Origin of the sequence: Comamonas aquatilis (assembly GCF_965139575.1) — a bacterium.
Classification (GTDB): domain Bacteria; phylum Pseudomonadota; class Gammaproteobacteria; order Burkholderiales; family Burkholderiaceae_C; genus Comamonas; species Comamonas aquatilis.
On the sequence record NZ_CBCSIW010000003.1, the window covers coordinates 199,011 to 210,518 of the forward strand.

The window sequence follows — 11,508 nt, forward strand, 5'->3', positions numbered from 1 at the left end:
AGGACGAATGGCAGTCCCTGATGAGGGATTGCCATTCACTTTTTGATAGCTTCTGACGCTTGATTCAATTAGGTTTCAAGATAAAAACCATCTGAAATCAAGCCGCAGCATGCGCAAGCAGCTCCTTAAAGCAGGGCGCGCAATTACTGGCGTTGCAAGCCTGCGGCCTGGATGATGCCTTCCCAGTGCTTGAATTCGTTCTGGGTAAAGTTGCGGAAGGCGGCGGAATCCAACTGGCGGGGTTCTCCGCCCAGAGCGGCCACCTTGGTCTTGAATTCGGTGCTGGCGGCGGTCTTGAGCGCGGCGGCCTCAATGCGTTTGACGACGGCTGCCGGCGTTCCCTTGGGTGCCAGCACGCCGTTCCAGGTGGCCGTCACGAAGGAGGGAAAACCGCTTTCCTTCATGGTGGGCACATGGGGCAGCAGAGGCAGGCGCTCGGAGGAGGTGACGGCCAGTGCCTTGAGCTTGCCGCCTTGCACAAAAGGCAGGGCGGGCGTGATGTTCTCGAAAATGAAGTCGATCTGGCCGCCAATCAGGTCGGTCAGTGCGGGCGCGCTGCCCTTGTAGGGGGCATGGACCAGATCCAGACGCGCGGCGCTCTTGAGCAGCTCGCCCGACAGATGCACGGTCGATCCGGTTCCGGGCGAGCCGTAGCTCATGCCGGCACGCTGCTCACGCGCACGCACCACCAACTCGGCCACCGACTTGACGGGTGTCTTGGCCTCATTGACCACCAGCACGTTGGGAATGGAGGTTACCAAGGCGATGTATTCAAAGTCGGCCAGGTTTTTCTGGCTTAGATTCTTGTACAGGCTGAGGTTGATGGCCTGCGTGCCGGCCGTGCCGAACAGCAAGGTGTAGCCGTCGTTGCTGGCCGCAGCGACGCGGCTAGCTCCTATGGCACCGTTGGCGCCGGCAATGTTTTCCACCACCACGGGCTGGCCCAGGGTTTCCGACATGCCTTGCGACAGCAGGCGTGCCACGACATCGGTGTTGCCGCCGGGAGCGAAGGGCACCACCAGCTTGATGGGGCGGGCGGGAAAAGCATCGGCAGCGGCGATGGCCGGCATGGCAACGGCGGCGCACAGCAGTGCGGCCGAGCGCAGAAATTGCTGGCGCGATAGAAATGTGGGCATGTCATGTCTCCTGGTTATGAATTGAGCGCTTGTTCGCCGGCGCCTGCGGGCAAGCGGGCTTGCCACCTGACCCAGCGATGGCGTGGGTACAGAAGCCGCCAGCGCCAAAAAGCTGTGCGCATGGTGGGCAGGCGGTGCATCTGGCGTCAATCAATCTTTTGGAAGGCGATCATTCCCGGGCGGAATGTCAGGCCAGGCCCGTGGCCGCGATCAGGCTAAGAGCGACTTGGAGGCCGGGCAGTCTTTTCTTCATGTAAGACGCTTGACTCGCGACGCCCGTACACTTGGGCCATCATGATTCGCTGGCTGATTGTTATTTTCCTGGCCTTGTTGTTGATCAACGGCCTGCACTCCTGGCTGGAGCGCATAGGCCTGGGCCGTCTGCCTGGCGATTTCCGCTTCCGGCTGTTCGGGCGCCAGCTGTTTTTGCCCGTGGCCAGCACCGTGCTGCTGAGTCTGGTCGCCGCCTTGATCGCACGCTTTGTGAAACTCTGAGCCGCGATTTGCGCGGGCTTGAATCTTGCCGCCGTGGCTGCAACTATCAGGCTGCCACAAGGCCGTCAGGCCTTATCACCCGAAACGCTTGCCGAAAGTTCTGCCCATGTCCGAATCCCTGCACTACGTCTGCCCCCACTGCCACACCACCAACCGCATTGCCAAGGAGCAGCTGGCGAACAGCCCGGACTGCGGCAGCTGCCACAAGCCTCTGGTGACGGGTGAGCCTGTGGCTCTGGATGCGGACAGCTTTGCCAGGCACACGGGCCGCAGCCAGTTGCCGGTGGTGGTGGATTTTTGGGCACCCTGGTGCGGGCCTTGCCGCATGATGGCTCCGGGCTTTGCCCAGGCGGCGCAGACCCTGGCGGGCCAGGCCCAGTTTGCCAAGCTCGATACCGAGGCCCATCCCCAGGCCTCGGCACCTTTTGGCATCCGCAGCATTCCCACCATGGTGGTGTTCAAGGAAGGGCGGGAGCTGGGCCGTATCTCGGGCGCGCTGCCGCCCGGAGAAATCGTGCGCTGGGTGCAGTCGGTGATTTGAGATCCTGCTGCGTTGCTTCGCGCCCGGGCGCATCAGCTGCAGCAATCAAATGCTCTGCCGGGTCAGCCAGACGGCAATCGCCTGCTCGCGGGCCTTGCTCACGGCTTCGCCAATAGCCTTGCCTTTGAGCCCGCGCTGGGCGGCTGCCTGGGCTACCGGGGCGGTGTCCACCGCCAAAGCGGCTTGCATGGCACCTCCCAGGCGCTGGCGCTGGGGGTAGGCGGCATCTTCAAAACCCAGACGGCCGCGTGCATCGCATTCGCAGGCCATCAAGGCTTCTTCAAAACGCGCGGGCTTGCGTATGGCGTCGCAGCGCTCCAGCAGGCGCAGCAGGGCGGCCGCATTGAGTTCATGGCTGCGGTGAATGTTGCCGTGCTCGCGGGCCACCAGGTCGGCCAGCTCGCGGCATTCGTTGGGCACGCGCCATCGCTCGCAAACGTCCTTGAGCAGGCGGGCGCTGCGCTGCTCATGGCCTATATGGCGGGGCAGCACGTCGGCGGGCGTTGTGCCCTTGCCAAAGTCATGGCACAGGCAGGCAAAGCGCACGGTCAGCGGCGTCTGCAGCCGGGCCGACATGTCCAGCACCATCATGGCGTGCACGCCGCTGTCGACTTCGGGGTGGTATTCGGCGCGCTGGGGCACGCCCCAGAGACGGTCGAGTTCGGGCAGCAGCACGGCCAGAGCCCCACATTCGCGCAAGAGCTCGAACATGCGCGAAGGCTGCTCCTCCATCAGGCCGCGGCTGATTTCCTGCCACACGCGCTCGGGCACCAGGGCATCGACCTCGCCGGCCGCCACCATTTCGCGCATCAGCTGCAGGGTTTCGGGGGCCACGGAAAACGCGGTAAAGCGCGCCGCAAAACGGGCCAGACGCAGTATGCGCACCGGGTCCTCGCGAAACGCTTCGGTGACGTGGCGCAGCACCTTGTCCCGCAGGTCTTGCTGGCCGTTATAGGGGTCTACCAGGTCTTTTAGCTCGCTGGCGCTTTTCCAGTCTGCGGGTGCTGCTATGGCATTGATAGTCAGGTCGCGCCGCGCCAGGTCTTCTTCCAGCGTCACATCCGCTGCCGTATGCACCACGAAGCCGCGGTAGCCCATGCCGTTCTTGCGCTCGGTGCGGGCCAGCGCATATTCCTCATGGGTTTTTGGGTGCAGAAAGACGGGAAAGTCCCTGCCCACGGCCACATAGCCGCGGGCCGTCATCTGCTCGGGCGTGGCGCCCACCACCACCCAGTCGGTATCGTTGACAGGCAGACCCAGCAGCTGGTCGCGCACGGCACCGCCGACCTTGTAGATCTGAAACTCGTTGACCTTCACTTCGCTCATCCGGCAATGGTAGTGGCTATCGGCGCGCTTTCAGGGCTGGGAGCGATAAGGCTCTTCAAAGGGGCGGAAGTCGTGCTCGGCCCGCGCCGCCTGCACCCATTCCTGCACGGCGGGCAGATTGCTGACGCGCTGCACATAGGCTTGCACGGCGGGCGAGAGGGGCAGGGCGTAGGTGTTCAAGCGCATGCAGACGGGGGCGAAGAAGGCGTCGGCAATGCTGAACTGATCAAATAGCATGGGGCCGTTGGCGACAGCGAGCAACGGCGTCCAGAGATCCTGCAGCAGTTGCACATCGGTGCGTAGCGGTGGGTGATCGACCCAGAGCTTGGCGCCGACTTCGGGCAGACGGGCCTCGATATTCATGGGGCACAGGCTGCGCAAGGAGCTAAAGCTGCTGTGCATCTCGGCCACCAGGCAGCGCGCGCGGGCGCGGTTGAGCAGCTGCTGGGGCCACAGGTGTTTTTCCGGAAATTTTTCGGCCAGGTATTCGCTGATGGCCAGACTGTCCCACAGCCTCAGTCCGCCATCGATGAGGATGGGCACGCGGCCGGCTGGCGACAGGGCCAGGGCCCGTTGCTTGAAGCTGGAGTCCGGGCCGAAGCCGTCAAACCGCAGCATCTGCTCCTCGAAGGCAATCCCGGTCTGGCGCATCAGCACCCAGGGGCGCATAGACCAGGATGAATAGTTTTTGTTGCCTATGTAAAGAGTGAGCATGACAGTCTCCAGCAGTGCGGGCTCAAGCTTAGCAACGAATGGCGGCAGCTGCCTATACCTTGTCTGCGGCATAGCCCGGCGGCCTCTGCGGTCGTGGGGGCGGTGATCTAATTGCAGGCCTATGTCCCAAACTACGTCCCACACTCCCCACCCCACCTCCTCGCCGGCCGGCGCAGGCCATCACAAGACGGCTCTGGTGCTGTTTTCCGGCGGCCAGGACTCGACCACCTGCCTGGCCCAGGCGCTGGCCATGTATGAGCGCGTGGAGACGCTGGGTTTTGACTACGGTCAGCGCCATAGCGTGGAGATGGAGGTGAGGCTGAGCGTGCGCCAGGAGCTGGCCCGCCGCTTTCCCCAGTGGGCGCCGCGCCTGGGTGAGGACCATGTGCTCTCGCTGGATGTGCTCAAGCAGATCGGCGGCTCGTCCCTGACCGATGACGTGGCGTTTGCCATGCAGGCCGACGGCTTGCCCAACACTTTTGTGCCGGGGCGCAATCTGCTGTTTCTCACGCTGGCGGGTGCGCTGGCCTACCGCCGCGGTTTGACTGTCATCGTCACCGGCGTTTGCGAGACCGATTACTCCGGCTACCCCGATTGCCGCGACGACACCATGAAGGCCCAGCAACTGGCGCTGAATCTGGGGTTGGAGCGCAGGCTGCGCATCGATACGCCGCTGATGTGGCTGGACAAGGCCCAGACTTGGCAAATGGCCCACGACCTGGGCGGCGATGCGCTGGTCGAGCTGATCCGCACCGAAACCCATACCTGCTACCAGGGCGTGCGCGAGGAGCTGCATGACTGGGGTTATGGCTGCGGCAGCTGCCCGGCCTGCGAGCTGCGCGCGCAAGGCTGGAAGCACTGGCGCGCCGCCAGCGCCGCTCAGTCCTGAAACAGGAGCAGCTGTCGCATGATTCCAATGGATTCCAGATGGAAATCACATTGAAATCAATGACGTAATTACGCCAGCAGCTTTCCAATCAGGAGCGCCGGCAGCGTTTCAGCCCGTTTCAGCCCGTTGCAGCGGTTTCCTGTCGGGTGCTTGCGGGGCGCAGGGCTTTCTGGCCGGCATGGATCTGATCGACCATCTGGCTGATCCAGGCATGGCTTTCAGGCTGCTCGAACAGAAAATCCCAGATGGCATCGTGCTGCGCTGGCGTGAGGCTGCGCGGCCCGTGGCGCCGCATATGGGCTTGCAGACGCTGAACTTCGCCGTGCGACAGCGGTTGCTGCATGACGGTCAGCGGCGGACGCTGCCGATAGCGGCGCTGTGGAATGTTTTTGCGCGGATGACTCATACCGGCCAGACCACGCCGTTGTCGTTGAGGATGGCGTCCAGCGGCAAATCGTGGGCTTCGGGGCTGAAGTCATCCACATAGCCGTTGGTATAGCCCAGGCCCACGGTGAAGGGCCGGGGCTGCAGCGTTGCCAGCGTGCGGTCATAAAAACCGCCGCCATAGCCCAGGCGGTAGCCGCCGGCGGCATAACCCACGCAGGGCACGAAAAGCAGCGTGGGCGTGAGCACCTCGGTATCCTTGGGTTTGGGGATGCCATAGGCATCCTCTTCCATGGGGCAACCGGGGTACCAGGCGTGAAAGCTCAGCGTCTTGCGTTGCTTATCGATGACGGGCAGCCCAATCTTGCGCCGTTGTGGAGTACCCTGTAGCTCGCCATCTTCTTTCCAGCGATGCAGGGCTGGCAGCGGATCGAACTCTCCCTTGATGGGCCAATAGGCGCCAATCACGGAATCGGGCCGGTCTATCAGCCAAAAGCGCATCACCTGCTGCAGCGCCTCCGCGCGCTGCAAGCGGTCGGAAAGGTTAAGGCGCTGGTCAATCAACTTGCGGCGTAAAGCTGCTTTGTCCATCAGATAAATTCCTCCATGCACTGGCTGAAGATTTTGACACCGCTTTGTGCGGCTTCCCTTTTGACTGTAGCCGCTCCGCTGGCTCAGGCGCAAAACTCGGCAGATGCCGTCTTGCTGGACATGCAAAAAGCATTCCTCAAGCGAGATCGGTCCACGCTGGCGCAGCTGCTGCCGCAGGCCAGCGGTCACCCCCTCGAACCTTGGGCCGCGTACTGGGAACTCAAGAGCCGTCTTGAGACGGCTTCGCCCGATGAAATCCAGGCCTTTCTCACGCGCTATGCCGGCACCTATCACGAAGACCGCATGCGCAACGACTGGCTGCTGCTACTGGGCAAGCAGCGCGACTGGGCTACGTTTGCCCGCGTCTACCCGCAGTTCCGCATGCGCGACGACAAATCCGTAGCCTGCTACGCCGTGCTGGTCGATGCCATGCAGGGCCGCGCCGCGCCCAATGCGGGCCGGCAGGTGCGCGATTTGTGGCTGGCACAGAAAGAAGCGGACGACGGCTGCACGCTGGCGGCCGGTCAGATGTATGCGCAAAAGCAGCTCAGCGAAGCCGATGTCTGGCGCCGTGCACGCACAGCCACCGAAGCCAACCGGCCCAAGGCCGCGCGCGATGCCGTGGCCATCGTGGCCCCAGATGCGGCCGACCAGGTGGCCCAGGTGTTCGCCTCTCCGGCCAAATACCTGTCGGGGCAGAGCAAATCCCGCGGCCGCGAGCGCAAGGAACTGGCCTTGCTGGCCCTGATCCGCATGGCGGCCAGTGACCCCGATGCCGCCACCACGCAGATCGAAGGCGGCTGGGGGGCGCAGCTGGACTCAGAAGAGCGCAACTGGGCCTGGGCGGTGGCGGGCAAACAGGCCGCTTTCAAGCTCTCGCCCGCTGCCAACAGCTATTTTGGCAAGGTGCGCCGCAACGAGGATCTGAGCGACGACCTGCTGGGCTGGAAGGCGCGCGCTGCCTTGCGCGCCGGCGACTGGAAGGCCGTGCACCGCGCCATTGACGCCATGGGCCCCGAGCGCACCGACCCGACCTGGAGCTACTGGAAAGCCAAGGCCATGCTGGCCGGCCGCCCCAATGCCGAAGAAAAAGCCGAAGCCCGCCAGCTGTTGGAAGATACGGCTGGCTCGGCCAGCTTCTACGAGCAGCTGGCACTGGAAGAAATCGGTCAGCGCATCAGCGTGCCCCCGGCCCCCGTGCCTTTGACGGCCCAGGAAAAAGCGTCGGCCCGCGCCAACCCCGGCCTGGCCCGCAGCCTGTATGCGATTCAGATCGGCCTGCGCAGCGAAGGTGTGCGCGAGTGGAACTACAGCACCAATCTGCACCAGCCCGGCGGCCTGGGCGACCGCGAGCTGTATGCCGCAGCCGATCTGGCCTGCGAGCGCCATGTGTGGGATCGCTGCATCAACACCAGCGAACGCACCAAGACCTTTGCGGACTGGAACCAGCGCTTTCCCATGCCTTACCGCGATACGGTGCTCAACAAGTCGCGCAACATCGGGCTGGACCCGGCCTATGTCTATGGGCTGATCCGTCAGGAAAGCCGCTTCATCATGGATGCGCGCTCGGGCGTGGGCGCTTCCGGCCTGATGCAGGTCATGCCGGCCACGGCGCGCTGGACGGCCAAGAAGATTGGCCTGAGCGACTTCACACCGGGCATGATCAACGACAGGGATACCAATATCACCATAGGCACGGCCTACCTGAAGCTGGCGCTGGACGACTTTGACGGCTCCATGGCCATGGCTGCCGCAGGCTATAACGCCGGCCCGGGCCGGCCGCGCAACTGGCGTAACGGCCCGGTACTGGATGCCGCCATCTGGGCCGAAAACGTGCCTTTCAGTGAAACGCGTGACTATGTGAAAAAAGTGTTGTCCAACACTACCAACTATGCGGCCTTGATCACAGGTCAGCCGCAGTCGCTCAAAAGCCGGCTGGGCACGGTGGGCCCGCGCCCCAGCAATGAGGCCGAGCCCATGAAAGACCTGCCTTGATTGGCTGCCATGCCTGCTAGTTAGCTATCTTTTTGGTGGCTTGAAGCGCTCGACCTGTATGGGTTGAGCGCTTTTTTTATGCCTGTTCGGTCAAAAGCCGCTGTCCTGGCTCGCGCACAGATACCACGACAGGCACGCAACACAGCAATGACCTTCAAATAAATAACAAGAATGAGAATGGTTTTTGTTTGTGACTGATAATCGCCCCCGTCAAGCCTACAAATAGAAACACACCACTGGCTTGTCTCACTTGCGCTGCTCCGCCAGCCGCCCCTCGGGCTCCCCGTAGCCCACATCCAATCTCAATATCAAAAACGCCAACTTCTGTCTGGCGTGGGAGTCATCATGTCCAAAATTGCGACACGTCGCATGCTTTTGCAACCCACTTTGCTGGCGCTGGCCGCAGCCGCCTGCGTCAACGCAGTCGCTCAGGAAGCCCACACCATGAGCGAAGTGGTGGTGTCGGCATCCGGCTTCGAGCAAGAGCTCAAGAATGCGCCTGCCTCGATTTCGGTGGTGACCCGCGAAGAGCTGGAAAGCAAGAATTTCCGTGATCTGGCCGAAGCCCTGCAGGGCGTGGAAGGCATTGACGTCATGGGTGGCACGGGCAAGACCGGCGGCCTGGATATCAGCATTCGCGGCATGCCCAGCGACTACACGCTGATCCTGATCGACGGTCGCCGCCAGAACGTGGCCGGCGACGTCACGCCCAACGGCTTTGGCGCGGCACTGACCAGCTTCATGCCGCCGGTATCGGCCATCGAGCGCATCGAAGTCATTCGCGGCCCCATGTCCACCCTCTACGGCTCGGACGCCATGGGCGGCGTGATCAACATCATCACCCGCAAGGTGGCCAAGGAGTGGGGCGGCGAAGTCAGCATCGGTGCCGGTATTCCGCAGGACAGCGAATGGGGCAACCAGTACAAGAGCAATATCTACATCAACGGCCCCATCAAGTCCGATCTGCTGGGCCTAGCCGTGCGCGGTAGCTACAGTGGCCGCGAGGCTTCGGACTGGGTGCTGGCTCCCAATGCCAACCAGCCTACCCAGGCCCGCAACCCGGCCCCAGCTGAAAGCCGCCAGCACAATCTGGGCGCACGCCTGACGCTGACGCCCAATCGCCAGCACGATATCTGGCTGGACGTGGAGCAGGCCCGCACCTGGTACAACAACGAAGACGGTCGTCTGGGCAGCCGTGATGCGCTGACACCCAACAACCCGCCCGGTTACAAGGACGCTCTGCGCTTCAACCGTGACCAGGTCGCCATCGGTCATGCCAGCCGCCTGGGCTTTGGCTTGCTGGAAAGCAGCCTGATGCACACGGAAACCGAGACCATCGGCCGCACCATTCCCGGCGCCGCCGTGCCCAAGGGCGATCCGCGCAGCGGCAGCGACCGCGAGCTCAAGACCACCAATGTGGTGCTGGACACCAAGCTGGTAGCTCCTCTGGGCGACAAGCACATCATGACCGTGGGCGGTCAGCTCTGGGATGCCAAGCTCAAGGACGGACTGTTGCCTCAAAGCCACAAGCAGACCATGTGGTCGTTCTTTGCCGAAGACGAATGGCGTCTGCGCGAAGGCCTGACCGCCACGCTGGGCGGCCGCTATGACCATCACGACGCGTTTGGCGGCCACTTCAGCCCGCGTGCCTATATGGTCTGGGATGCAACCACCAACTGGACGCTCAAGGGCGGCGTCAGCAAGGGCTTCAAGGCACCGCGCCTGAACCAGCTGATCGACGGCGTCAGCGGCGTCAGCGGCCAGGGTACGACCATCAACATCGGCAACCCCAACCTCAAGCCTGAAGTCAGTACCAGCATCGAGCTGTCGGCCCTGTTTGACAACAAGGCGGGCTGGACGGCCGGAGCCACACTGTTCCATAACGACATCAAGGACAAGATCAGCAGCGGTGGCAGCTGCGCATCGGTGGCGATTTCCAGTTGTGCTTTCAACCCCACTGCCGATTACGCCATCAACGTGGACAAGGCCAAGACCAAGGGTCTGGAGCTGAGCACCCGCGCCCAGCTGAACAAGCAATGGGCAGTGCGCGCCGGTTACACCTTCACCGACAGCGAAGTGATTGAAGGCGGTGTGCGCAACGGCCAGCTGGCCAATACCGCTCGCCACATCGGCAGCGCACAGCTGGACTGGACGCCGCACAGCCAGTGGCGCTTGTGGCTGCGCGGCGAGCTGCGCGGCAAGAGCCCGCGTTTCAGCGGCTCCTACGCCAACCTGAGCAATGCCAACAAGGCCGTGTTTGACGCAGTGGGCGATATCAAGAGCTACCAGCTGTTCCATCTGGGCGGCAGCTACCAGGTCAACAAGAACCTGAGCATCAACGCCAACATCTTCAATCTGTTCAACAAGGACTTCCGCAAGTACAGCCTGGTCAACATCAACGGCACGCCGACCTGGGTCAACAGCTACTTCCAGGGCGGCTCTTCCGTCTCGGGCGTGACGCAGGCCGGTCGTACTTTCTGGATTACGGCAAACCTGAAATTCTGATGCTGATTGGGCATGATTCAGAGGCTTGATTGCTTCTGAATCAGGAGCTGCTTACGCTTTCAATAATGGGCTTTCAAGTCAACTCAGGCTTGAAACCATGATTGAGCCAACGTAAGCAGCTCCTTTTTTATGTGCGCTTTAAGTCTCTGCCCACATGCGCAGCAGGTTGTGATAGTTGCCGGTCAGGCTGACGGTTTCCGGCGTCTCGCCCAACTGGGCGCGCAAGCGGGTAATGGCCTGGTCCATCTCGAACAGCAGGGCGCGGCGGCTGTCGTCGCGCACCAGGCTCTGGGCCCAGAAGAAGGAGCAGACACGCTCGCCCCGGGTGACGGCTTCGACGCGGTGCAGGCTGGACGAGGGGTAGAGAATGAGATCGCCAGCAGGCAGCTTGACTTCGTGCGTGCCGTAGGTATCCACCACCACCAGCTCGCCGCCCTCATAGTCTTCGGGATCGCAGAGAAACAGCGTGCAGGACAGATCGGTGCGCAGCCACTGGGGTCCGCCCATGGTCGCACCGGCCACGCGGCGAGCCGCGCCATCCACATGCAAGCCGTAGGTTTCGCTGTCGCTATAGCGGTTGAACAGCGGCGGCATGGTGCGCGCGGGCAGGGCGGCGCTGAAATACAAGCCGTTGGCAGCCAGCGCCTGCTCAATGATGCGGCCCTGCTGCAAGGCGATGGAGGAGTCCTCGGGCAGCTGGCGGTTGCGCTTGACCTGGGCTCCCTGGCTGCCCACAGTGGCACGGCCGTCCACCCAGTCGGCCGCATCGATGGCGGCACGCATGGCGGTCACTTGTTCGCGTGAGAGTACGTTGGGGATATGCAGCATCATTTTGCGAATTTCCTTGAACGGAAAAGCCCCGCGGATACGGGGCAGAAATGTGGTTCGACCCCCTTAAATGGCCGGAGGTGGAACGCTTGAAGCAGCATGCT

The 11,508-nt window shown here is 62.8% G+C and carries 11 protein-coding genes; 5 read left to right on the forward strand and 6 right to left on the reverse strand.

Annotated elements, in window-relative coordinates:
• Window positions 1-143 precede the first annotated feature (143 nt).
• On the reverse strand, window positions 144-1,136 hold the full coding sequence (locus ACNAZA_RS05980; RefSeq protein WP_415795553.1) for a Bug family tripartite tricarboxylate transporter substrate binding protein: 993 nt from the start codon (window positions 1,134-1,136) through the stop codon (window positions 144-146).
• Window positions 1,137-1,430: 294 nt separating this feature from the next.
• On the opposite strand from ACNAZA_RS05980, the gene ACNAZA_RS05985 reads away from it, so the two are divergent.
• Window positions 1,431-1,631, forward strand: a complete 201-nt coding sequence (locus tag ACNAZA_RS05985; RefSeq protein WP_415795554.1) for a DUF2905 domain-containing protein — start codon at window positions 1,431-1,433, stop codon at window positions 1,629-1,631.
• 106 nt (window positions 1,632-1,737) lie between these two features.
• Window positions 1,738-2,172 carry a thioredoxin TrxC gene (gene trxC, locus ACNAZA_RS05990; protein WP_415795555.1) on the forward strand — a complete coding sequence of 145 codons (435 nt, stop codon included), beginning with the start codon at window positions 1,738-1,740 and terminating at the stop codon, window positions 2,170-2,172.
• A 45-nt stretch (window positions 2,173-2,217) separates the two neighbouring features.
• On the opposite strand, the gene ACNAZA_RS05995 is transcribed toward trxC, so the two are convergent.
• Together ACNAZA_RS05995 and ACNAZA_RS06000 are read right to left on the reverse strand one after the other, a co-directional pair.
• The gene (locus tag ACNAZA_RS05995) at window positions 2,218-3,498 is read right to left on the reverse strand and encodes a multifunctional CCA addition/repair protein (protein ID WP_415795556.1); all 1,281 of its coding nucleotides are present in this window, start codon (window positions 3,496-3,498) and stop codon (window positions 2,218-2,220) included.
• 30 nt (window positions 3,499-3,528) lie between these two features.
• A complete protein-coding gene (locus ACNAZA_RS06000; protein WP_415795558.1) occupies window positions 3,529-4,212 on the reverse strand; it encodes a glutathione S-transferase family protein in 684 nt (227 codons plus the stop codon).
• Between the two features lie 121 nt (window positions 4,213-4,333).
• Between ACNAZA_RS06000 and queC the strand changes: the two genes are divergently transcribed.
• Window positions 4,334-5,101, forward strand: coding sequence for a 7-cyano-7-deazaguanine synthase QueC (gene queC / locus ACNAZA_RS06005; RefSeq protein WP_415795559.1), 768 nt, complete (start codon window positions 4,334-4,336; stop codon window positions 5,099-5,101).
• A 118-nt stretch (window positions 5,102-5,219) separates the two neighbouring features.
• Here the strand turns inward: queC and ACNAZA_RS06010 are convergent, their stop codons facing one another.
• Together ACNAZA_RS06010 and ACNAZA_RS06015 are read right to left on the reverse strand one after the other, a co-directional pair.
• A complete protein-coding gene (locus ACNAZA_RS06010; protein WP_415795560.1) occupies window positions 5,220-5,507 on the reverse strand; it encodes a hypothetical protein in 288 nt (95 codons plus the stop codon).
• Complete coding sequence (locus ACNAZA_RS06015; protein WP_415795561.1) at window positions 5,504-6,076, reverse strand: 5-formyltetrahydrofolate cyclo-ligase; 573 nt, start codon at window positions 6,074-6,076, stop codon at window positions 5,504-5,506. The genes ACNAZA_RS06010 and ACNAZA_RS06015 overlap by 4 nt, the downstream gene beginning before the upstream one ends.
• Before the next feature lie 15 nt (window positions 6,077-6,091).
• Here ACNAZA_RS06015 and ACNAZA_RS06020 point away from each other — a divergent pair, with 15 nt between their 5' ends.
• On the forward strand, window positions 6,092-8,071 hold the full coding sequence (locus tag ACNAZA_RS06020; RefSeq protein WP_415795562.1) for a lytic transglycosylase domain-containing protein: 1,980 nt from the start codon (window positions 6,092-6,094) through the stop codon (window positions 8,069-8,071).
• Window positions 8,072-8,416: 345 nt separating this feature from the next.
• Window positions 8,417-10,576, forward strand: coding sequence for a TonB-dependent receptor domain-containing protein (locus ACNAZA_RS06025; protein ID WP_415795564.1), 2,160 nt, complete (start codon window positions 8,417-8,419; stop codon window positions 10,574-10,576).
• Window positions 10,577-10,714: 138 nt separating this feature from the next.
• Here ACNAZA_RS06025 and ACNAZA_RS06030 read toward each other — a convergent pair whose 3' ends face one another.
• Entirely contained in the window at window positions 10,715-11,407 is a 693-nt protein-coding gene (locus ACNAZA_RS06030; protein ID WP_415795565.1) for a Fe2+-dependent dioxygenase, read from the reverse strand.
• Between the last annotated feature and the right edge of the window lie 101 nt (window positions 11,408-11,508).

Coding starts and splice junctions, on each gene's coding strand:
- ACNAZA_RS05980 (WP_415795553.1), bottom strand. CDS start 1,136: ATGCCCACATTTCTATCGCGCCAGCAATTTCTGCGCTCGGCCGCACTG.
- ACNAZA_RS05985 (WP_415795554.1), top strand. CDS start 1,431: ATGATTCGCTGGCTGATTGTTATTTTCCTGGCCTTGTTGTTGATCAAC.
- trxC (WP_415795555.1), top strand. CDS start 1,738: ATGTCCGAATCCCTGCACTACGTCTGCCCCCACTGCCACACCACCAAC.
- ACNAZA_RS05995 (WP_415795556.1), bottom strand. CDS start 3,498: ATGAGCGAAGTGAAGGTCAACGAGTTTCAGATCTACAAGGTCGGCGGT.
- ACNAZA_RS06000 (WP_415795558.1), bottom strand. CDS start 4,212: ATGCTCACTCTTTACATAGGCAACAAAAACTATTCATCCTGGTCTATG.
- queC (WP_415795559.1), top strand. CDS start 4,334: ATGTCCCAAACTACGTCCCACACTCCCCACCCCACCTCCTCGCCGGCC.
- ACNAZA_RS06010 (WP_415795560.1), bottom strand. CDS start 5,507: ATGAGTCATCCGCGCAAAAACATTCCACAGCGCCGCTATCGGCAGCGT.
- ACNAZA_RS06015 (WP_415795561.1), bottom strand. CDS start 6,076: ATGGACAAAGCAGCTTTACGCCGCAAGTTGATTGACCAGCGCCTTAAC.
- ACNAZA_RS06020 (WP_415795562.1), top strand. CDS start 6,092: ATGCACTGGCTGAAGATTTTGACACCGCTTTGTGCGGCTTCCCTTTTG.
- ACNAZA_RS06025 (WP_415795564.1), top strand. CDS start 8,417: ATGTCCAAAATTGCGACACGTCGCATGCTTTTGCAACCCACTTTGCTG.
- ACNAZA_RS06030 (WP_415795565.1), bottom strand. CDS start 11,407: ATGATGCTGCATATCCCCAACGTACTCTCACGCGAACAAGTGACCGCC.